The organism is Buttiauxella selenatireducens (assembly GCF_031432975.1).
In the GTDB taxonomy this organism is placed as follows: Bacteria; Pseudomonadota; Gammaproteobacteria; order Enterobacterales; family Enterobacteriaceae; genus Buttiauxella; species Buttiauxella selenatireducens.
In genome coordinates, this window is record NZ_CP133838.1 from 1,532,418 (window position 1) to 1,553,880 (window position 21,463).

Annotated in this window: 20 protein-coding genes, 6 tRNA genes and 2 other RNA genes; 15 read left to right on the forward strand and 13 right to left on the reverse strand. The window is 50.0% G+C overall.

Going from position 1 to position 21,463, the window contains the following annotated elements; translation table 11 throughout:
• The 10 genes from cpoB to pnuC all read left to right on the forward strand — a co-directional run bounded on the left by cpoB (position 1) and on the right by pnuC (position 3,727).
• Positions 1–798 carry a cell division protein CpoB gene (cpoB, locus tag RHD99_RS07105; RefSeq protein ID WP_309878125.1) on the forward strand — a complete coding sequence of 266 codons (798 nt, stop codon included), beginning with the start codon at positions 1–3 and terminating at the stop codon, positions 796–798.
• A gap of 164 nt (positions 799–962) precedes the next feature.
• Positions 963–1,038: transfer RNA gene (locus RHD99_RS07110), tRNA-Lys, on the forward strand.
• 25 nt (positions 1,039–1,063) lie between these two features.
• A tRNA-Lys gene (locus RHD99_RS07115) sits at positions 1,064–1,139 on the forward strand.
• Between the two features lie 44 nt (positions 1,140–1,183).
• Positions 1,184–1,259: transfer RNA gene (locus RHD99_RS07120), tRNA-Lys, on the forward strand.
• 15 nt (positions 1,260–1,274) lie between these two features.
• Positions 1,275–1,400, forward strand: a non-coding RNA gene (locus RHD99_RS07125) — RtT sRNA.
• A 24-nt stretch (positions 1,401–1,424) separates the two neighbouring features.
• Positions 1,425–1,500: transfer RNA gene (locus tag RHD99_RS07130), tRNA-Val, on the forward strand.
• Between the two features lie 3 nt (positions 1,501–1,503).
• A tRNA-Lys gene (locus RHD99_RS07135) sits at positions 1,504–1,579 on the forward strand.
• Positions 1,580–1,594: 15 nt separating this feature from the next.
• A non-coding RNA gene (locus RHD99_RS07140) (RtT sRNA) lies at positions 1,595–1,720 on the forward strand.
• 185 nt (positions 1,721–1,905) lie between these two features.
• Entirely contained in the window at positions 1,906–2,967 is a 1,062-nt protein-coding gene (nadA, locus tag RHD99_RS07145; RefSeq protein ID WP_309878126.1) for a quinolinate synthase NadA, read from the forward strand.
• A 43-nt stretch (positions 2,968–3,010) separates the two neighbouring features.
• A complete protein-coding gene (gene pnuC, locus RHD99_RS07150) occupies positions 3,011–3,727 on the forward strand; it encodes a nicotinamide riboside transporter PnuC (protein WP_309878127.1) in 717 nt (238 codons plus the stop codon).
• On the opposite strand, the gene zitB is transcribed toward pnuC, so the two are convergent.
• Both zitB and RHD99_RS07160 read right to left on the reverse strand, forming a co-directional pair.
• Positions 3,728–4,660, reverse strand: coding sequence for a CDF family zinc transporter ZitB (zitB, locus tag RHD99_RS07155; protein WP_309878128.1), 933 nt, complete (start codon positions 4,658–4,660; stop codon positions 3,728–3,730). It abuts the gene before it with no gap.
• A gap of 122 nt (positions 4,661–4,782) precedes the next feature.
• Complete coding sequence (locus RHD99_RS07160; RefSeq protein ID WP_309879099.1) at positions 4,783–5,160, reverse strand: YbgS-like family protein; 378 nt, start codon at positions 5,158–5,160, stop codon at positions 4,783–4,785.
• 320 nt (positions 5,161–5,480) lie between these two features.
• Here RHD99_RS07160 and aroG point away from each other — a divergent pair, with 320 nt between their 5' ends.
• A complete protein-coding gene (gene aroG, locus RHD99_RS07165; protein ID WP_183269977.1) occupies positions 5,481–6,533 on the forward strand; it encodes a 3-deoxy-7-phosphoheptulonate synthase AroG in 1,053 nt (350 codons plus the stop codon).
• A 62-nt stretch (positions 6,534–6,595) separates the two neighbouring features.
• Here aroG and gpmA read toward each other — a convergent pair whose 3' ends face one another.
• From gpmA to modE, 7 genes are all read right to left on the reverse strand, one after another.
• A complete protein-coding gene (gene gpmA / locus RHD99_RS07170; protein ID WP_183269976.1) occupies positions 6,596–7,348 on the reverse strand; it encodes a 2,3-diphosphoglycerate-dependent phosphoglycerate mutase in 753 nt (250 codons plus the stop codon).
• A gap of 209 nt (positions 7,349–7,557) precedes the next feature.
• The gene (gene galM / locus RHD99_RS07175) at positions 7,558–8,598 is read right to left on the reverse strand and encodes a galactose-1-epimerase (RefSeq protein WP_309878130.1); all 1,041 of its coding nucleotides are present in this window, start codon (positions 8,596–8,598) and stop codon (positions 7,558–7,560) included.
• Entirely contained in the window at positions 8,592–9,740 is a 1,149-nt protein-coding gene (gene galK, locus RHD99_RS07180; protein WP_183269974.1) for a galactokinase, read from the reverse strand. Before galK ends, galM begins: the two co-directional genes overlap by 7 nt.
• Positions 9,741–9,743: 3 nt before the next feature.
• On the reverse strand, positions 9,744–10,790 hold the full coding sequence (gene galT, locus RHD99_RS07185; RefSeq protein ID WP_309878132.1) for a galactose-1-phosphate uridylyltransferase: 1,047 nt from the start codon (positions 10,788–10,790) through the stop codon (positions 9,744–9,746).
• Positions 10,791–10,799: 9 nt separating this feature from the next.
• Positions 10,800–11,816: a UDP-glucose 4-epimerase GalE gene (gene galE / locus RHD99_RS07190; RefSeq protein WP_183269972.1), complete on the reverse strand. Its 1,017-nt coding sequence runs from the start codon at positions 11,814–11,816 to the stop codon at positions 10,800–10,802.
• 223 nt (positions 11,817–12,039) lie between these two features.
• A complete protein-coding gene (modF, locus tag RHD99_RS07195; RefSeq protein WP_309878134.1) occupies positions 12,040–13,521 on the reverse strand; it encodes a molybdate ABC transporter ATP-binding protein ModF in 1,482 nt (493 codons plus the stop codon).
• A gap of 76 nt (positions 13,522–13,597) precedes the next feature.
• Entirely contained in the window at positions 13,598–14,389 is a 792-nt protein-coding gene (modE, locus tag RHD99_RS07200; protein WP_309878135.1) for a molybdenum-dependent transcriptional regulator, read from the reverse strand.
• A gap of 128 nt (positions 14,390–14,517) precedes the next feature.
• Between modE and RHD99_RS07205 the strand changes: the two genes are divergently transcribed.
• Positions 14,518–14,667, forward strand: coding sequence for an AcrZ family multidrug efflux pump-associated protein (locus tag RHD99_RS07205; RefSeq protein WP_064544922.1), 150 nt, complete (start codon positions 14,518–14,520; stop codon positions 14,665–14,667).
• A 74-nt stretch (positions 14,668–14,741) separates the two neighbouring features.
• Here RHD99_RS07205 and RHD99_RS07210 read toward each other — a convergent pair whose 3' ends face one another.
• Positions 14,742–16,022, reverse strand: coding sequence for a DUF445 domain-containing protein (locus RHD99_RS07210; RefSeq protein ID WP_309878137.1), 1,281 nt, complete (start codon positions 16,020–16,022; stop codon positions 14,742–14,744).
• Between the two features lie 207 nt (positions 16,023–16,229).
• On the opposite strand from RHD99_RS07210, the gene umuD reads away from it, so the two are divergent.
• Positions 16,230–16,601, forward strand: coding sequence for a translesion error-prone DNA polymerase V autoproteolytic subunit (umuD, locus tag RHD99_RS07215; protein WP_309878138.1), 372 nt, complete (start codon positions 16,230–16,232; stop codon positions 16,599–16,601).
• Complete coding sequence (locus RHD99_RS07220; protein WP_309878139.1) at positions 16,586–17,896, forward strand: Y-family DNA polymerase; 1,311 nt, start codon at positions 16,586–16,588, stop codon at positions 17,894–17,896. The genes umuD and RHD99_RS07220 overlap by 16 nt, the downstream gene beginning before the upstream one ends.
• Before the next feature lie 46 nt (positions 17,897–17,942).
• Here RHD99_RS07220 and RHD99_RS07225 read toward each other — a convergent pair.
• The 3 genes from RHD99_RS07225 to RHD99_RS07235 all read right to left on the reverse strand — a co-directional run bounded on the left by RHD99_RS07225 (position 17,943) and on the right by RHD99_RS07235 (position 20,104).
• Positions 17,943–18,019, reverse strand: a tRNA-Pro gene (locus tag RHD99_RS07225).
• Positions 18,020–18,093: 74 nt separating this feature from the next.
• The gene (yejM, locus tag RHD99_RS07230) at positions 18,094–19,857 is read right to left on the reverse strand and encodes an LPS biosynthesis-modulating metalloenzyme YejM (protein ID WP_270144198.1); all 1,764 of its coding nucleotides are present in this window, start codon (positions 19,855–19,857) and stop codon (positions 18,094–18,096) included.
• A 19-nt stretch (positions 19,858–19,876) separates the two neighbouring features.
• The gene (locus RHD99_RS07235) at positions 19,877–20,104 is read right to left on the reverse strand and encodes a YejL family protein (RefSeq protein ID WP_034458713.1); all 228 of its coding nucleotides are present in this window, start codon (positions 20,102–20,104) and stop codon (positions 19,877–19,879) included.
• Between the two features lie 335 nt (positions 20,105–20,439).
• Here RHD99_RS07235 and yejK point away from each other — a divergent pair, with 335 nt between their 5' ends.
• The gene (gene yejK, locus RHD99_RS07240) at positions 20,440–21,447 is read left to right on the forward strand and encodes a nucleoid-associated protein YejK (protein WP_309878141.1); all 1,008 of its coding nucleotides are present in this window, start codon (positions 20,440–20,442) and stop codon (positions 21,445–21,447) included.
• Positions 21,448–21,463 lie beyond the last annotated feature (16 nt).

Consider the following 21,463-nt stretch of genomic DNA (forward strand, 5'->3'; position numbering starts at 1 on the left):
ATGAACAGTAACCTCAGACATCACTTGTTGAGTCTGTCGTTACTGGTTGGCATAGCGGCCCCTTGGGCCGCTACTGCTCAGGCGCCAATCAGTAGTGTCGGCTCAGGCTCGGTCGAAGACCGTGTCACTCAACTCGAGCGTATTTCTAACGCTCACAGTCAACTTTTAACCCAACTCCAGCAGCAACTCTCTGATAACCAAAATGATATTGATTCCCTGCGTGGCCAAATTCAGGAAAGCCAATACCAATTGAATCAAGTTGTTGAGCGTCAGAAGCAAATTTTATTGCAGATTGACAGTCTCGGAAGTGGTGCTGCGGCAGGGCAAGCAGCGGGCGCCGCTGATCAAGGTGCAGCAACTACCGCTGCACCGGATGCTGGTGCGGCGGCTAGCGCACCGGCAGCAGCTGCCCCTGCGCAGGGTGGTGACGCTAACAGTGACTACAATGCGGCTATTGCCATGGTGCAGGATAAGTCCCGCCAGGACGAAGCCATCGCAGCATTTCAAAGTTTCATTAAGCAGTACCCGGATTCAACCTATCAGCCAAATGCCAATTACTGGCTCGGTCAGTTGAATTACAACAAAGGTAAAAAGGATGATGCGGCGTTTTATTTTGCCTCCGTGGTGAAAAATTACCCGAAATCGCCTAAAGCTCCAGATGCAATGTTTAAAGTCGGTGTGATCATGCAAGACAAAGGCGATACCGCCAAAGCGAAAGCTGTCTATCAACAAGTGATCAAACAGTTCCCAAATACCGATGGCGCAAAGCAGGCACAAAAACGTCTGAATGCGATGTAGTGTGTGCGGCCTGACCAGATATCGCTGCTTTTCTGGTCAAGCCGGACAAAGCGCGAGCCATTAGGTGATCTTGATCGAAATTCTTGTTGCGTCAAAATCTTAAATCAGTAATATATGCCGCCGTTGCCAAGGGATATCAAACAAACCCGAAGTGACTCGAAATTGGGTCGTTAGCTCAGTTGGTAGAGCAGTTGACTTTTAATCAATTGGTCGCAGGTTCGAATCCTGCACGACCCACCAATTTCGAAGCAGTAAACCGCATTGCGGGGCGTTAGCTCAGTTGGTAGAGCAGTTGACTTTTAATCAATTGGTCGCAGGTTCGAATCCTGCACGCCCCACCAATTTCAATGCAGTCAGTGTATGAAGAAGCAGTAAACCGCACAGCGGGTCGTTAGCTCAGTTGGTAGAGCAGTTGACTTTTAATCAATTGGTCGCAGGTTCGAATCCTGCACGACCCACCACTTTTAAAGTGGAATGCAGTAAGTGAATCGTGAAGGGTTTGAACCTGCAGCAGGTTCGAGTGGAGCGTAAGCGACACAGCGTTGCAAAACAACGACCCGAAGGGTGAGGCCAAAGGCCGAATCATCCTGCACGACCCACCACTTTTTAAAGTAGTACCGAAGTTTGGGTGATTAGCTCAGTTGGTAGAGCACCTCCTTTACACGGAGGGGGTCGGCGGTTCGAGCCCGTCATCACCCACCATTCGGGTCGTTAGCTCAGTTGGTAGAGCAGTTGACTTTTAATCAATTGGTCGCAGGTTCGAATCCTGCACGACCCACCACTTTAAAAGTGGAATGCAGTAAGTTAATCGTGAAGGGTTTGAACCTGCAGCAGGTTCGAGTGGAGCGCAAGCGACACAGCGTTGCAAAGCAACGACCCGAAGGGTGAGGCCAAAGGCCGAATCATCCTGCACGACCCACCAATGTAGAAAGGCGCCCTAAAGGCGCCTTTTTGCTATCTGTCATTCAGTATTGAAATTAAATTCCTCACGACAATCCAGTCATAATTCGCTATCTTGTTTAGCATACAAAACAACCTTAGCCGTTTCTGGTCGGTCTTCATCAGAAAAGTGCTAATTTGGTTAAGTCAGTCAAACGAGAAAGCACTATGAGCGTAATGTTCGATCCAGAAACAGCGATTTATCCATTCCCACCTAAGCCACAGCCTTTGAGCTCGGACGAAAAGCAATTTTATCGCGAGAAAATCAAGCGTCTACTGAAAGAGCGGAATGCTGTGATGGTGGCTCACTACTATACCGACCCTGAAATCCAGGCTCTGGCAGAAGAGACGGGTGGCTGTATCTCTGATTCCCTCGAGATGGCACGCTTTGGGGCAAATCATCCTGCAACCACGCTGTTGGTGGCAGGGGTTCGCTTCATGGGAGAAACGGCGAAAATCCTGAGCCCGGAAAAAACCATTCTGATGCCCACTCTGCACGCAGAATGTTCTTTGGATCTCGGTTGCCCAATTGAAGAATTTAACGCCTTCTGCGATCAACACCCCGACCGCACGGTGGTCGTCTATGCTAATACTTCTGCAGCGGTAAAAGCGCGCGCTGATTGGGTTGTGACTTCCAGTATTGCGGTTGAATTAATTGAACATCTCGACAGTCTTGGCGAGAAAATCATTTGGGCGCCTGATAAGCACCTTGGCAGCTATGTACAAAAGCAAACAGGCGCAGATGTATTGTGCTGGCAGGGCGCATGTATTGTGCATGACGAATTTAAAACTCAGGCGTTAACGCGCATGAAAGCGCTCTATCCGGATGCCGCAGTTCTGGTACACCCTGAATCGCCGCAAGCCGTAGTAGATTTGGCAGATGCTGTCGGTTCAACCAGCCAGCTGATTGCAGCGGCGCAAACGTTGCCGAACAAACAACTGATTGTGGCGACCGATCGCGGCATTTTCTACAAGATGCAGCAGGCGTGTCCGGATAAAGAATTGTTTGAAGCACCGACGGCGGGCGAAGGTGCCACTTGCCGCACCTGTGCTCATTGTCCGTGGATGGCGATGAACGGCCTTAAAGCTATCGCTGAGGGACTGGAGCAGGGCGGAGAGGAGCATGAGATTCATGTTGATGCTACGCTGCGTGAGGGCGCGCTGGTGCCTTTAAATCGAATGCTCGATTTTGCAGCCGAGTTGCGACGTAATATTAAGGGTAACGCGTAAGTATTTTATCCCCGTTATGTTGGGTATACGTTCAGGAGCGAATATGGATTTTTTAAGCACACAGAACATTTTGGTACACATACCCATCGGGACTGGTGGATATGATTTATCGTGGATTGAAGCGATTGGTACCCTGGCGGGTTTACTGTGTATCTGGTTGGCGAGTTTAGAAAAAATCAGTAATTACGCGTTTGGTTTAATCAACGTTACGTTATTTGCGATTATTTTCTTCCAAATCCAGCTTTATGCGAGCCTATTGCTCCAGCTGTTTTTCTTTGTGGCCAATATTTACGGTTGGTATGCATGGTCAAGGCAGACGAGCGACAATCAGGTCGCACTCCATATTCGTTGGTTACCTTTGCCCAAAGCATTTGCCTGGATTGCAATCTGCGTGGGTGCGATTGGGTTGATGACCGTGTTTATCGATCCCGTCTTTGCGTTTCTGACCCGGGCAGCTGTTTCCGTGATGCAGGCACTGGGCCTGAATGTGACGATGCCGGAGCTTCAACCCGATGCCTTCCCGTTCTGGGACTCCTGCATGATGGTGTTGTCGATTGTGGCGATGATATTGATGACTCGCAAATACGTCGAAAACTGGTTGCTGTGGGTTATCGTTAACGTTATCAGCGTGGTGATTTTTGCCTTACAGGGCGTCTACGCAATGTCACTCGAATATTTGATTCTCACGTTTATTGCGCTCAACGGTAGTCGCATGTGGATCAACAGTGCGCGTGAGCGTGGCTCACGCGCCTTGTCTTAATCAGTGATGGTGATGAGCATGATCGTGGTGGTCATGCTCATTTAAATCACAATCCTGGCCGTGGCAAAGCTGATATTCCATTTGCACTGTGGCATGTTCAATCTGATATTCATCTTTTAGAAAATGGTGGATGCGTTCTAGCAGAGCGTCGTGATCGTGCGGTGGCACGACCTGAACATGCAGTGTCATTAGTGGTTTCTCGCCCACCAGCCAGATATGCACGTGGTGTACGTTGCGGACTTCAGGAATCGTTCTAATCAGTTTGCGTTGCAAAACGGCAATATCAATGGCGTTAGGCGCGCCTTCGAGAAGTTCATTCACGCTCTCTTTGAGTAAATTCCACGCGCTGCGTAACACCAGACATGAAACCAGAATTGAAAGAATAGGGTCAATAGGTGTCCAGCCTGTCCACAAAATAATGAGCGCCGCGACGATGGCACCCACTGAACCTAGCAAATCCCCTAGCACGTGCAGAGCCGCAGCACGCACGTTGATATTTTTTTCTTCATTTCCGCGATGCAAAATCCAGAACGAAAACAGATTTGCCAGTAACCCTGCAAACGCAATGATCAGCATCGTCCAACCAGCGATAGGCTGCGGGTGATAAAAACGCACGATCGCTTCCCAGACAATCAAAACCGTAATCACTACCAGAGCAATGGCATTCACGAAGGCTGCAAGTGTGGTCAACCGGAGCCAGCCGAAAGTATGGCGGGCATTAGGTGGTCGACGAGCAAACTGCACCGCCATTAACGCGACCAACAACGCTGCTGCATCAGTCAACATATGCCCGGCATCAGCAAGTAAGGCAAGCGACCCTGAAATCACCCCTCCGATGACTTCTGCCACCATAAATAGCGCCGTGACAATAAACGCCAGGAACAGGCGTTTGGAGTTGGAATTCTCTGAGGAATGTTGATGTGAATGCGCCATGGTTTCTCTGTTTTTAATAAGCAACAATGTGCTAATTATAACCACTAAAGCTGTTTAACTTATTGAATAAAACTCATAAAAAAGGAGAGCCTAAGCTCCCCTGGTTTTTTACCGGGATGATTTTACTGTGACGTTCCATCCACTTTGGTATTCACGTCATCGCCGCTACCGGTTTCAACTTTTTGGTTGGTGTCCGGACACTTACCGTCTTTACACATCGAATTTTTATGAATTTCATCTTTGGTCATGCCATCGTGGGTCATACCGCTATTGCTGGTTGAGCCATTGGGATGGAGCATAGTACCGCCGTCGTTGATATTGCTGTTATCAACACCTTTGGGCGCGATGTTCTGATTCGCATCAGGCGCGACCTGGCCTGCTTCAGCGCTTGCATTCGCCTGGCCGTTATTCATGCCGCTTGTCTCGGCAGACAAAGCTGCACCGCTGGCAAGGGTGAGTGTTGCTGTCAGGAATAAAGTCGTTAATTTGTTCATTATGATGCCCCTGTTATGGTCGTTATTGCTGGATAACTTCTTCCAACAGTGCATGGGTTTTATTCTGATTAAATTATTTCTATCGGCGATACTTGCCGACAGTGAGTATCTAATCAGAATACAATTTTGCTAAATTGCAACTTTCTAGTGTTTACAATTAAAAATTGTAGTGGCAAACCGAGTTTTTACCATTTATTGACCGCTTTTAGGTCATTTCCAGGAATATTCCGCCTGAAGTGTAAAAGCCCGTTTACACTTCAGGCTTGAAGCGATAGATTGAAGGGATTGCAACTAAGCTAAATCTAAAGGCCATTCCCGGAAATATCATGAATTATCAGAACGACGACTTACGCATCAAAGAAATCAACGAACTTCTGCCTCCAGTAGCGCTGCTCGAAAAATTCCCTGCCACTGAAAATGCAGCCGCAACGGTAGCTGGCGCTCGCAAAGCGATTCATAAAATTCTGAAAGGAAATGATGATCGTCTGCTGGTTGTCATCGGCCCTTGCTCAATTCACGACGTCAAAGCGGCGAAAGAGTATGGCGCACGCTTGCTGACACTGCGTGAAGAACTGCAAGACGAGCTGGAAATTGTTATGCGTGTTTACTTCGAAAAACCACGCACGACGGTGGGCTGGAAAGGCCTTATCAACGATCCTCAAATGGATAACAGCTTCCAAATTAACGATGGCCTGCGCATTGCACGTAAGCTGTTGTTAGATATCAACGACTCCGGCCTTCCGGCTGCGGGCGAGTTCTTAGATATGATTACCCCGCAGTATCTGGCGGACTTGATGAGCTGGGGTGCCATTGGTGCACGTACTACAGAATCTCAGGTTCACCGTGAACTGGCATCAGGTTTGTCATGTCCGGTTGGTTTCAAAAATGGCACAGATGGCACAATGAAAGTGGCGATTGACGCAATCAACGCTGCGGGTGCGCCACACTGCTTCCTGTCTGTGACCAAATGGGGACACTCGGCCATCGTTAACACCAGCGGTAATGGCGACTGCCATATCATTCTGCGTGGCGGTAAAGAGCCAAACTACAGTGCAGCACACGTTGCTCAGGTTAAAACCGATCTGCAAAAAGCGGGGCTGCCTGCACAGGTCATGATCGACTTCAGCCATGCCAACAGCAGCAAGCAGTTCAAAAAGCAAATTGAAGTCTGTGCCGATGTTTGCCAGCAAATCTCGGGTGGCGATAAAGCCATTACCGGCGTGATGATTGAAAGTCACCTGGTTGAAGGCAATCAGAGCCTGGAAAGCGGCGAGCCGTTGGTTTATGGCAAGAGTGTTACCGATGCATGTATCGGTTGGGAAGACACTGAAACTGTGTTGCGCCAGTTGGCGGATGCGGTTAAAGCTCGTCGCGGGTAATCTGCGCGTGGTGCCATAAAAAAAGGCGTGGTTTTTACCACGCCTTTTTCACATCTTATGAATTACTTCGCTTTACCCTGGTTTGCTACCGCAGCGGCTTTTGCTGCGATTTCATCAGCATTACCCAGATAGTAGCGCTTCAGCGGTTTGAAGTTCTCGTCGAACTCATACACCAATGGCACGCCAGTTGGGATATTCAGCTCAAGAATTTCTTCTTCGCTCAGGTTATCAAGGAATTTCACCAGCGCACGCAGGGAGTTACCGTGAGCCGCAACAATGACGCGCTCGCCGCTTTTCATGCGTGGCAGAATGGATTCGTTCCAGTAAGGAATAACGCGATCGATAGTCAGTGCCAGGCTTTCAGTTACCGGCAACTCTTTATCGGTCAGGCTTGCATAACGTGGGTCATGACCTGGGAAACGTTCGTCATCACGAGTCAGCTCTGGAGGCGTGATCGCAAAGCCACGACGCCATTGTTTAACTTGCTCATCACCGTATTTTTCTGCGGTTTCTGCTTTGTTCAGACCCTGCAATGCACCGTAGTGACGCTCATTGAGCTTCCAGGATTTTTCAACCGGCAGCCAGGCCTGGTCCAGTTCATCGAGGATGTTCCACAGTGTATGGATGGCACGTTTCAGCACAGAAGTGTAAGCAAAGTCGAAGGAGTAGCCTTCGTCTTTCAGTAATTTACCTGCCGCTTTCGCTTCAGATTCACCTTTCTCAGACAGATCAACGTCATACCAACCGGTGAAACGGTTTTCGTTGTTCCACTGGCTTTCACCGTGACGAACCAGAACCAGCTTAGTAACAGCCATAGTTTACTCCTTAATAAGCCTGCGATTAATGATAACGATTATCATTATATTGCCGCAAAGGGGCGAGCGGCAATGCTAATCGTTTAACATAGCGAAAAAGAGTGCGGAGTGTAAGTTGGATGTGAACGGTTGTTATATTTTTGTCGCTAAATGGCGGGAAATCCAGCGATTCGAAGAAGAATCACCCTCCCAGGGGGAGGGTGGGGAACTTATAGCGGAATGAATTCGTATTCCGTAATACTCAGATATTCTTCATTAGGCTGTAACCAACAATCGGGTTGTGGCCATTCCGGATGATTTGGGCTGTCAGGCAGGAACTCGCTTTCCAGCGCCAGACCTTGATACGCGTGGTAAGTCCCTTGCTCCCGAGCAGGCGTCCCATCCAGATAATTACCGCTGTAAAACTGTAATGCAGGCGCAGTCGTGTAGACCGTCATTTGCAGTTTATTATCGCTCGACCATAGGTGTGCTGCCGGTTGGCTGGCATCGCCCTGTGCCTGCAATAAGAACGCATGATCGTAACCTTTCACCAGCACCTGATCGTTATCACTCAGGAAATCATCAGCGATGGTTTTCACCGTGCGGAAATCAAAACTGGTGCCTTCCACATCTTTAAGCCCAGCCTGCGGAATGCCATTGCTGTCGACGGGCAAATAGCTATCAGCCAGAAGTTGCAGGCGATGCTGACGAATATCGTTTTGCTGACCATCAAGGTTGAAGTAGGCATGGTTGGTCAGATTCACCGGGCACGCTTTGCTGGTTTTGGCGCGAAACTCAACGGTGATGCAGTTATCTTCGGTGAGCGCATAGCGTGCCGTTGCACGTAACTCGCCGGGATAACCCTGGTCGCCATCCTGGGAATCCAGGGTATACAGCACTTCGTGTTCGTTCTGGCGCACAATACGCCAGCGACGTTTGTCGAAGCCGTCAGGCCCACCATGTAGCTGATGTGCGCCCTGGTTAGCCGTCACGCTAACGGTTACGCCATCGCGGCTAAACGTGCTGTTTGCAATCCTGTTGGCATAGCGCCCAACCGTTGCTCCCAGATAAGCCGACTGATTCAAATAATCTTCCGGTGTTTCACAGCCGAGCAACGTTTCGCGCACGGAACCGTCTTTCATCGGCACACGACACGACAGCAAAGTCGCGCCCCAGTCCATGACCGAGACCACTAATCCCGCACTATTGCGCAGGGTGGAGATGCGGAATGGTTGCCCGTCAGGAGCGAGCTGTGGCGTTTCTTTTAGCATTGACCCGCGCCCTCCGAAGCTTTGCAGACATAGAAGGTTTCTTTGATGCCCGTTTTCGCTTCGTACTGTTTTGCGACGGCTTGCTGCACCGCTGGAACCAAATCTTCCGGGATCAGCGCAACAATACAGCCACCGAAACCGCCGCCGGTCATACGCACACCGCCTTTATCGCCGATAGTGGCTTTGACGATTTCAACTAACGTGTCGATTTGCGGTACGGTAATTTCGAAATCGTCGCGCATAGAAGCGTGAGATTCAGCCATTAGCTCGCCCATACGGTGAAGATCGCCTTTTGCCAGTGCATCAGCGGCTTCAACGGTGCGGATATTCTCGGTCAGTACGTGGCGCACACGCTTAGCGACGATAGGGTCAAGTTCATGAGCCACGGCGTTGAATTTGGACAGTTCCACATCACGCAGCGCTTTCTGAGTAAAGAAGCGCGCGCCGGTTTCGCATTGCTGGCGGCGGGTGTTGTATTCGCTGCCCACCAGCGTGCGTTTGAAATTACTGTTAATGATGACAACGGCCACGCCTTTTGGCATTGAAACCGCTTTGGTGCCAAGCGTGCGGCAATCGATCAGCAGCGCGTGATCTTTTTTGCCTAACGCGGAGATCAGTTGATCCATGATCCCACAGTTACAGCCAACAAACTGGTTCTCTGCTTCCTGGCCATTTAACGCAATTTGTGAACCATCAAGTGACAGGTGATAAAGCTTCTGGAACACCGTACCTACAGCCACTTCAAGTGAAGCCGATGAGCTAAGTCCCGCGCCTTGTGGCACGTTACCGCTGATCACCAAATCAGCGCCGCCAAAGTTTTTATCACGCTTTTGTAGATGTTTAACCACACCGCGAACATAGTTGGACCACTGTTGCGTGTCATGGCTCAGAATCGGTTTATCGAGAGAAAACTCATCGGTTTGGTTGTCGTAATCGGCTGCGATCACGCGCACCATGCGGTCGTCACGTTTTGCACAACTGATGACGGTTTGGTAGTCGATCGCACAAGGCAGCACAAAACCGTCGTTATAATCGGTGTGTTCGCCAATCAGGTTAACGCGGCCTGGAGCCTGAATCGCATGGGTCGCCGGATAACCAAATTTTTCGGCGAAGATGTGTTGGGTATTATCTTTCAGACTCATTTTTTATTCTCCGGATTGGCGAAAGTGGATATCGGAAACGGCACGCAAGCGTTCTGCGGCTTGCTCTGCGGTTAAATCACGTTGGGTTTCAGCCAGCATTTCGTAGCCGACCATAAATTTACGCACTGTTGCGCTACGCAGCAGCGGTGGATAGAAGTGAGCATGCAACTGCCAGTGGCCATTTTCCTCGCCGTTAAACGGAGCGCCGTGCCAGCCCATGGAATAGGGGAAGGAGCACTGGAAAAGGTTGTCGTAACGGCTGGTCAGTTTTTTCAGCGCGAGCGCTAAATCACTGCTTTGTTCGGCACTTAAGTCGGTGATGCGCAGGATATGCGTTTTTGGCAGCAGCAAGGTTTCGAACGGCCAGGCGGCCCAATAAGGCACCACGGCAATCCAGTGTTCCGTTTCGACCACCGTACGGCTACCGTCTTTCAACTCGCGCTGTGCGTAATCGACCAGTATCGGCGAGCCATTTTTGGCAAAGTATTCGCGTTGCAACACATCTTCACGCGCCACTTCATTTGGCAGGAAGCTATTTGCCCAAACCTGGCCGTGGGGATGCGGGTTGGAGCAGCCCATAGCCGCACCCTTATTCTCGAAAACCTGAACCCACGGATAGGTTTTCCCTAAATCCGCTGTCTGTTCTTGCCAGGTTTTCACCACTTCTTCCAGCGCAGTCACTGAAAGCTGTGGCAATGTTTTACTGTGATCTGGTGAGAAACAGATAACCCGGCTGGTGCCGCGTGCGCTTTCACAACGTAATAGCGGATCGCTGCTTTCTGGTGCATCGGGGGTATCCGTCATCAATGCAGCAAAATCATTAGTAAAAACAAATGTGCCGGTATATTGCGGATTTTTATCGCCGGTGACACGCGTATTGCCAGGACACAAGAAACAATCCGGATCATGATCGGGTAATGTTTCATTTGATGGCGTTTCCTGCGCCCCTTGCCATGGGCGCTTAGCGCGATGCGGGGACACCAGAATCCATTGTCCGGTCAGTGGGTTATAGCGGCGATGTGGATGATCCACCGGGTTAAACTGCTCCATCACATTTCCTTAGTCTGGATAACCTTGAGGATGGCGAGACTGCCAGCGCCAGGTATCATCTGCCATTTCTTGCAGAGTCCGGCTGACACGCCAGTTAAGTTCTTGATCGGCTTTGGTGGCATCAGCCCAATAAGCGGGAAGGTCACCATCACGACGCGGCGCGAAGTGATAATTCACCGGTTTACCGCAAGCGGTGCTGAAGGCGTTGATCACGTCCAGCACGCTGCTGCCGATACCGGCGCCGAGGTTGTAAATATGCACGCCCGGTTTACCTTGCAGCGTTTGCATTGCTGCAACGTGGCCATCGGCGAGATCCATCACGTGAATATAGTCGCGCACGCCGGTACCGTCTTCGGTTGGATAATCGTTACCAAAGACGGCCAGTGAATCACGACGCCCAACGGCAACCTGCGCGATGTAAGGCATCAGGTTGTTTGGAATGCCTTGCGGATCTTCACCCATATCCCCTGATGGATGCGCACCCACCGGGTTGAAGTAACGCAGCAGGGCCACGCTCCAGTTCGGCTGGGCTTTTTGCAGGTCAGCCAGAATCTGTTCAACCATTAACTTACTGCGGCCATAAGGGCTTGCCGGTGTGCCGGTTGGGAAGCTTTCCACGTAAGGGATTTGCGGCTGGTCGCCATAAACGGTCGCGGAGGAACTGAAGATGAAGTTGGTGACATTGGCTGCGCGCATGGCGGAAATCAGACGCAATGTGCCGGTCACGTTGTTGTCGTAGTATTCCAGCGGTTTGCTAACCGATTCGCCAACGGCTTTCAGCCCGGCAAAATGAATCACGGCATCAATCTGGTGATCGTGGAAAATTTCAGCCAGCAGCGCTTCATCGCGAATATCGCCATCGATGAACAGAGGATGCTTACCACCCAGACGTTCAATCACTGGCAGAACGCTACGCTTGCTGTTGCACAAATTATCCAGAATGACGACATCGTGGCCATTTTGTAGCAGTTGCACGCAGGTATGACTGCCAATGTAACCGCTACCACCTGTTACCAATACTCTCATTTTTCGCTCCATTACGCGTATGGTATGTAATAAACATAGCATAACAGAGATGTCAAAAGTGTGACATGCGCTAAATTAGTGGAATCGCTTACACTAATGTTTTAAACACAATCCCCTTCGGAGAAAATGATTATAAAACAAAGGGTCACTACCATGATGCTGCGGGTTGTCTGAAATTAGGGCGGATAAGCGAAACCGCTCTCCGCCTTGTCAGGAAGGGGGGTTATCGTGCAGGCGACACGTCTTCAATCTGATAGCGATACTTCTCGCCATCGGCGACGAAGGTCAGTCGCTTAGTGATGCACTCCGGCGCATCTTCAGCGTGGTGAGAGACAAACAGTAACTGGGTTTCTCCTTCGCCAATCAAAATATCAATGAAGCGGCGTACTAGCTGGCGATTCAGCGGATCCAGACCTTGCAGCGGTTCATCCAGAATCAGCAGGGTTGGGTGTTTAACCAATGCACGTGCAATAAGCGCGAGACGTTGTTGGCCCCATGAAAGGCTGTGGAACGGCGCATCGGCGATGGCGTTGTCCATACCAAGCATGTTCAGCCAGTGGCCAGCCAGTTTTTGCTGGCGGTCAGATACGGCCTGATAAATTCCAATCGAGTCAAAATAGCCGGAAAGAACCACGTTTCGTACCGTGGTGCTGACGCGGTAATCCAGATGCAAATTACTGCTCACGTAACCGATATGCTTTTTGATATCCCAAATGGTTTCGCCGCTGCCACGACGACGGCCAAATAGCGTCAGATCGTTGCTATAGCCTTGCGGATGATCGCCAGTAACCAGGCTGAGTAATGTCGATTTACCCGCGCCGTTTGGACCCACGATTTGCCAGTGCTCGCCGGGATTTACCGTCCAGGAGAGCTTATGCAGAATAGGGCGGTCATTATATTCCACGACACCATCGCGCAGAATGATACGCGGCTGGTTTTCTGGAAGTGTATAGCGCGCACTTGGGTCGTCGGCTTCAGGTAGCGCAACGCCCGCCAGTTTTTCGCTGTGGGCCAGTTGTGCAATCAGCGCCTGCTCGAGCAATGTTTGTTTCTCGCCGACTTCAATCAGCGCGCAATCGGCCAGCACGCCTGCGTGTTGTACAAAGTCCGGAATTTCATCGAAGCGGTTAAGCACCAATATCACGGTGTAACCCTGCGCGCTCAGCTCGCCCAATAACCTGGCGAGTTGCTCACGAGATTTCACATCCAACCCGTCAAACGGCTCATCAAAAATGAGCAAATCAGGCTGTGGCATAAGCGCCTGACAGAGCAGTGCTTTGCGAGTTTCACCCGTTGAAAGGTATTTAAAGCGGCGGGTTAATAAGGGTGTGATACCAAAAAGCTCAGCTAATTGCTGACAACGGGCTGCATCTTTGACTTCTTCCTGAATGATTTCCGCTGTAGTGCGGCCAGTATCGTCTTCGTCAGGGCTCAATAAATCGGTGTTATTACGCTGCCATTCATCGCTGACTAACTTTTGCAGTTGCTCAAATGAAAGGTGGGCAACGCGTGTAAACGTGCATTGGAGTTCACCTTTTTGCAGATGAAGAGATCCTGCGAGTGCGCGGGCAAGCGCGGATTTTCCGCTGCCGTTCGCACCCACAAACGCCCAGCTTTCACCGGCGTTAATGGTTAAATTATTAAGGTTTAGAGTTCGGATGTCGCTTAGGTGAAATATACCTTGCGAGATGTGCAACACAGACATGTTTTATCCCATGTTTTGCAGTGATAAGTTTCAGATTTACGGATTGCACACTTCGTTGTCAATTCACCGGACGGATTTAGCACAGAGTGGCGATAATCACGCGATCGGCATTAAAAAATGCTATGGCTTCAGCACCTTCTACCAGTTTCTGGGTTTCTACCACGTGATTAGGAACCGTTGCACACAGCGTTTGTCCGTCGGGCAGTTGCACCAGAACTTCACTTTGTTCGGCATCTTGTTGAATATTGGTGATAGTGCCGGTGAGCTGGTTGTCTGCGCCGCTGGCGCGTTGGGCGTCAGTGGTAATTTCCACCCATGGCGCTTTAATTAGCACCAGTACTTCTTTGCCTTCGCTTAGCCCCAGACGTTCGGCACTTTGGCGCGTAATCGCTGCACGCAGACGTGTGGTGCCATCAGCCAGTAGAATATCAACGTGCTGTTGTACTTGTTCACTATCGCGATGCAGAATTGTGCCGAAAAGTTGGTTACGGGCGCTCGTTTGCAGCGAAAAACGGGAGATAGCGGCGAGAAGGCTATCAAGTGGCAGTGCGTCATCACGCAGCACATCGAAAGCTTTTTGTTGGATTTGCGCGAGCAATTCATACAGCTGAATCAGGCGTTCGCCATAGCGCGTAATCACCGCACCGCCGCCGCCTTTGCCGCCCGTCGCCCGCTCAACCAAGGTCTCGTCGCTTAACTGATTCATCTCATTGATGGCATCCCAGGCACTTTTGTAGCTAATACCTGCGAGTTTTGCGCCCTGGCTAATTGAGCCGGTATGTTGTATTTGTTTAAGTAGCGCGATACGACGTGGATCGGCGAACAGCCGCTGCTGGAGTTTCAGCGTCAGTAAAATTTCAGCTTGCATAACCTCTCCGCAATAGTAAAAAAGTCATTTTCACCTATTGCGAGGGGTTGGGCAAATCGCACAAAAGGAGAGTGCGTTTTTCTGTCAGGTCGTTAGAATACTCGTTCTCACTTTTGTTGGAGGCATCCATGTTAGAGTTATTGAAAAGCTTGGTGTTTGCCGTGGTCATGGTGCCAATCGTAATGGCGGTGATCCTCGGTCTTATCTATGGATTGGGTGAAGTCTTTAACGTCTTCTCAAAAGTCGGTCATAACGACCAACCGAAACAACACCATTGATTTCCTGACGCCCGCTTATGCGGGCGTTGCTTTATTCTTCCCTCAAGAATATTCCCGCCAGTTTTAACTCATCTTCATAGATTCAGTAACGATAGCGCCGCAGGTATCTGTGATAGCAGGTACAACACCAGCCCGATGGAGCCCCCAACCAGCGTGCCGTTAATGCGGATAAACTGTAAATCCTTACCAATATTCAGTTCAATTTGCCGCGACATATCTTGTGCATCCCAACTTTTGACCGTATCGCTAATGTGGTGAGTGAGGAATGTGGCGAACTCTGGTGCCATTTTTTGCACGGCTTGCTCCAGATGCTCATTCAGTGAAGCGCGCAGCGCGCTGTCAGCAACTAACGTTTCCCCCAACCAAAGCCCTGCTTCTGCAATACGCTGTTTCAAGCGTGAGTCATTAGAGTTAACGTCTGTTTTCAGCCATTGCCGTAAATCTCCCCACAGTTCACCCAGATAGCGATTGAATGCCTCATCTTCTTTTAAATAATTTTTAATGCTGTCAGCTTTTTCAGCCATTTGCGGCGAGTGTTTAAGATTCTCGATGAGCTTTAACGTCGCTCGATCAAACGCCTGCCGGATCTGATGCCCCTGGTCGTGGCTGACGTCATCTAAAAATGAATTTACCGCACTGGAAACCCATTCCGCACTGTGTTCCCCCAGCCACTCTGTTGGCAGCATTTTGGCTTTGCGCGGATGCTCTGTTTCCAGCCAACGCACAATCTGGCGGGCAATAAAAGCACGCGTGTTTTCACGTTTAATCAGCGTGATCATTTGGGCGATAACTGAATCGAGCAGTTCCTGATGGCGGTTATTTTTCGTCAGACTTTCCAGCAGCAGGGCGCTTGAATGCGTCAAATCGACTTTATCAATGGCCTTATGCACGGCCTGGCGGATCAAGCGCTGGATCCGCGCATCGTCGGTCATATCCAAAAAAGCGCTCATCACCTGCAGTAGATGCTGACCAACCCGCTGAGCATTGTCGGGTTTGCTGAACCATTGGCCAATCATGTGTGCCGGCTCGTGGCGACGAATCAGGGCAATCAGGGATTGAGTATCGAGAAACTTCTCTTGCACAAAGATGCCAAGATTTTCGCCGATCCTGTCTTTATTACGCGGAATAATCGCCGTATGGCGAGAAATAAACGGAATGGGTACGCGACGAAACAGCGCCACAATGGCAAACCAGTCCGCGAGAGCCCCCACCATCGCGGCTTCAGCAATCGCTTTTAAGCCGCTAACCCAGAAGTTAGGTGGCAAAAAGAGGGTGGTCACAAACGTTACAGCAGCAATCAACAGTAAAGAAAGCGCAAGGCGCTTGGTACGTTTTAGTTCAGCTATTTTCTCCATCAGATAAGCATAGAACGGTGAAGGCTGAATCGGTAGAACAAATTTGACCCGCGATTAGCTCCACTCATTAACATGTGTATTCCTGCCAACTAAATTTTCCGCCACTTCAAATCGTTATAAGAATCTTCCTGCAAGCGGCTTGATCGGGATGTTTATTTAACGATACTGTATATATATACAGTTATTAATTGAACCAGGATCATGAATATGGGAGCATTTCCATCACCGGCTCAGGACTATGCAGAGCAAAGCATCGATCTTCATCAACTGCTGGTTAAGCATCCCACCGCGACCTATTTCGTCCGCGCGTCTGATGATTCGATGATTGAAGGGGGAATTGGTCATGGCGATTTACTGGTCGTCGACAGTGCCAGAACGGCAGCGCATGGCGATATTGTGATTGCGCCAGTTAACGGTGAATTCATCGTCAGGCAATTGCAAACCAGACCCACCATTCAATTAAAGCCACTCAATTGTGCTTATAAATCTATATCCCTTGCTCCTGATGAGGCGCTAGAGGTATTTGGTGTGGTCACTTACATCGTGAAATCGACGAGCCAGTTATGTTCGCCCTGGTAGATGTAAATTCATTTTACGCCAGCTGCGAAACCATTTTCAGACCAGATCTGAAAGGCAGGCCGGTGGTCGTTTTAAGTAACAACGATGGATGCGTGGTCGCCTGCAATGCTGAGGCTAAGAGATGTGGGGTCAAAATGGGCGGCCCTTACTTCAAGCAGAAAGATCTCTTCCGCTATCATGGTGTTATCGCTTTCAGCAGTAATTACGAGCTGTACGCCGATATGTCGCACCGCGTGATGACAACACTGGAAGAAATATGCCCTCGCGTTGAGAAGTACTCTATTGACGAGGCATTCTGTGATTTTTCTGGTGTGCGTCATTGCCGCAATCTGGAGGATTTAGGACGGGAAATTTGCGCAACTCTTTTGCTGCGAACACATTTAACGGTGGGAGTCGGGGTAGCTCAAACCAAAACGTTAGCGAAGCTCGCTAATCACGCCGCTAAAAAATGGCCGCAGCAAACAGGCGGTGTGGTTGACCTTTCGAACATCGAAAAACAACGCAAGCTGATGGCTTATTTCCCGGTGAGTGAAGTGTGGGGTATTGGTCGGCGTATCAGTAAAAAGCTTGATGCGATGGGGATCAAAACCACGCTGCAACTTGCAGATACTGATACGCGTTTTATACGTAAGCACTTCAGCGTGGTGCTCGAACGCACGGTGCGTGAGCTGCGTGGTGAATCTTGTCTGGGATTTGAAGAGTTTGTGCCGACGAAACAGGAAATCATCTGTTCTCGCTCATTTGGGGAGCGTCTTACAGAGTATGAGCACATGCGGCAGGCTGTATGCAGCTATGCGGTGCGTGCCGCAGAAAAGCTTAGAGCTGAGCATCAGTATTGCCGCCATATTTCCGTATTCGTCAAAACATCACCTTTCTGTGTGAATGAGCCTTACTATGGCAACCAGGCAATGGTGAAACTCCTGACACCGACGCAGGACTCCCGAGACATTATCAGCGCTGCAATGCGTTGCCTGTGTGCTATCTGGAGAGATGGGCACCACTATCAAAAAGCCGGAGTGATGCTCGGCGACTTTTTTAGCCAGGGTGTGGCTCAACTCAATCTCTTTGATGAGAACTCGCCACGACTGAATAGTGAGGCGCTAATGCAGGCGATGGACGGCATTAATAAGAAAAGGGGAAAAGGGACGCTTTACTTTGCAGGACAAGGCATCCAACAACCGTGGCAGATGAAAAGGGAAATGCTGTCACCACGATATACCACCCGTTTTTCAGATTTGTTGATGGTGGGGTCGCTGGCGAATATGCCTGGAGAATTGCATCATTCGAAACATTAGCGATATAAAAAAAGCAGCCATAACAGGCTGCTTTCTAAAGTGTTTTTGGTCGGCACGGAGAGATTTGAACTCTCGACCCTCGCCACCCCATGACGATGCGCTACCAGGCTGCGCTACGTGCCGACTGAAAAATAATAGTACCTATTTTGTCATTGTTTGCAAGATAACGCGTTGCTAACTGGTTCATAAATAAACAATCAATTGGCGATGAAGCGTTTCTCGTCGGTCAGGACTTGCAGCAATAAACCCAGCTGTGGCTTGGTTTCTTTGATGGTTTCGCCTTTCAAATCGTACATCCGATAGTTGCCGTTGTTATCGAGCACCAACGTCATGGTCGGCAAAGTAATCGCAAGGCTGTTATTGTCCGCACCCACTACCCAGTTATTACGTCGAGTTGCAGCAAACAGGTCTTCACCCTGTGAATACTCATTCGCTGGGTTTTTGACGTGTAGCAGACGTTGCATCAACGTGGTCATCACATCCTGATGATCGGTGAGTTTTGCGATATTTTGCGCTGGAGTGCCAGGCCAATGAATAACCAGCGGCACCTGAATACGCGAGCGCGACCAGGCGAAAGAATCCTGCTCTTTACCCAGCGGTACACCGTGACCAGCGGTAATAATCACCACCGTATTCTGGAGCTTCCCGGAAGCTTCCAATGCATCCAGCACACGTTTAATTTGCTCATCAACGTTGCCTGCCGCACGGGTATAGCGACGCGTGAAGGCTTGCTGATTGCTGTCTGCCGTGATGTTGGTGCCATTAAAGGCAACCCAGGAGAACCAGCGGTTATCGTCAGATGCGTATTGCGTCAGCCAGTTAATCCATTGTGAGGCCGTTTGTGCGTCAGACTGGCTTTGCGCAGAAGGCAAAGAGAAGTCAGATAACAAAGCCTGGCGATACATTGAAGAATCGAAGCCATCGGAAGCAAAAAGCCCCAATTGATAGCCTTGCTGGTTCAATGCCGTAATCAATGCCGCAGGGGTGCGGGAGGATAAAACACCGTCCATGTAGGCCGGCGAGATACCATAGAACAGACCAAAGATGCCGTTATCGGTACCATTACCCGCGCTCATATGCTGCGTGAAGTTAATGTTGTTGCTCGCGAATTGGCTCAGATTCGGCAGATCTTTCTGTGCATGTTCGGCATTCAGACCATCGACAGTAATCAGCAATACATTACTGCCCGTTCCCATATCGCGGAATTGCAGGTCACTCAGCGGATACTGCACCGAAACGGCTTCAGGATTACCCTGTTCCACGAGGCGGCGCTGGTACTCTTTAGCATCCAGCAGGCCATGTTTTTCGAGGAAGCGGCGGGCCGTCATCGGGTAAGAAAGTGGGAGGTTCGCGCGCTGCATGGTAATCGGGCGATAGAAATTCGCATCTGCCCAGATATACATAATGTGGCTGCTGAAGAAGGCGACAAAGAACAGCACGACGACCGGTTTTGCATAGTGCCTGCGACGCCCGAGGCTGCGCAGTTTCTGCCAACTCCAGGTCGCAAACAGCATTTCAATCAGTAAAATCACCGGCACGCTGATAAACATCAGCTGCCAGTCTCGCGCCATTTCACTCTGGTCTGGGTTAATCACCAGTTCCCAGACAATCGGATTAAGATGGAGATGGAAACGAGTAAAGACTTCACTGTCGATAAGCAGCAGCGTCATACCTGCGGTGGCAAGCGCTGCAGAGACAAAACGCATCAAACGTTGTGACATCACAACAAACGTCAACGGGAAGAGGATCAGCAAATACGTGGCGAAAACCACAAAGCTGAAATGGCCGATAACCGTCAGCCAGGAATAAATACGACCCGTGAGCGTTGTCGGCCAGTCGGCGACAAACAGATAGCGGCTACCCAGCAGCGTTGCCAGCAGGATATTGAACAGGGCGAACCAATGTCCCCAACTGACCATCTGGGAAACTTTTTCGCGGTAGCGCTGACGGTTAGTCACCATAACGTGTAACTACGATCCCTTAATGAGCTTTGTCTTCGCTCACGGAGGCTTGTAATGCCTCAGCGAAAGAGCGAGCCAGCGAGCGACGCTGAGCAGAAGCTACGCTGGTATTAATCAGGTTGGTGACCATATTTCCCAGTACCATCAGGGAAAGATCGGTTGGCGTTTGGTGCTTTTCCAGCACGCTTGCCAGTTCACTCAACAGTTCTTCGACGCGTTCGTCACTATAACGGGATATTTGTGGCATAAATTAACAATCAATTAGAATCGGGAAAGGGCGTTATCTTACCGTAGCAGGCGCGATTTTTCTGCTTTTTTATCTCCCCGTCATACTTTGAGTCACAGGTGCGTTGGCTGCTCTCTTATTCGGCCCATCGTGAGCCTCACCCCTTCGGGGCCGCTGCAAGCAGCGTTCAAATCTGTTCCTGACAGATTTGTCACCCGAATCACTTACTAAGGTAAGCTCATCGGGATTTACTCAATTGCCGCCTTCCTGAGCCTCAAATTATTTAGGGGATGGAGATGTTGCAGAAGGCTTCTGGCAATGGTTGAATACCGCCGAGTCTAAAAGGAGAGTTTATCATGAGTCTGGATATCAACCAGATTGCCTTACACCAGTTGATCAAACGCGGCGAACAGACACTTGAAGTTGTGCTGCGCGATTCTCTGTTGGCAACGAACGGCGCCGTAGAAGAAATGATGGCCGAATTGCACCGCGTCTACAGTGCAAAAAATAAAGCATATGGTCTGTTCAGCGAAGAGAGTGAATTAGCAGAAGCGTTGCGCTCGCAGCGTAAAGGCGATGAGGATTTCCTGGCGTTCAGTCGTGCTGCGACGGGTCGCTTACGTGATGAGCTGGCGAAGTATCCTTTTGCTGACGGCGGCATCGTGCTGTTTTGCCAATACCGTTATTTGGCCGTGGAATATTTGCTGGTGGCGGTGCTGAATAATTTAAGCAGCATGCGTGTCAACGAAGAGCTGGATATCAGTTCCACCCATTATCTGGACATCAACCACGCAGATATCGTGGCGCGTATTGATTTGACCGAATGGGAAACCAATCCTGAGTCCACGCGTTACCTGACTTTCCTGAAAGGGCGAGTAGGGCGCAAAGTTGCCGATTTCTTTATGGATTTCCTGGGTGCCAGCGAAGGTTTGAACGCCAAAGCGCAAAACAAGGGCCTGTTGCAGGCGTTAGATGATTTCACTAACGAAGCGCAACTGGATAAAAACGAGCGTCAGGCTGCGCGTCAGCAGGTTTATGCGTATTGCAATGAGCAGCTCCAGGCGGGGGAAGAGATCGAGCTTTCTTCACTTGCGGATGAGTTGCCTTGGGCAGTCGATGATAAAAACTTCCAGCAGTTCACTGCTGATAAAGGCTATGAGCTGGAAGAGAGTTTCCCCGCTGACCGTAGCACGTTGCGTCAGTTAACCAAATTCGCCGGTAGCGGCGGTGGATTGACGATTAACTTTGATTCGATGTTATTAGGCGAACGCATTTTCTGGGACCCCGCGACCGATACGCTGACCATTAAAGGCACACCGCCGAATCTGCGCGATCAGTTGCAGCGCCGGAACTCTGGTAAGTAACCATAAAAAAACCCGC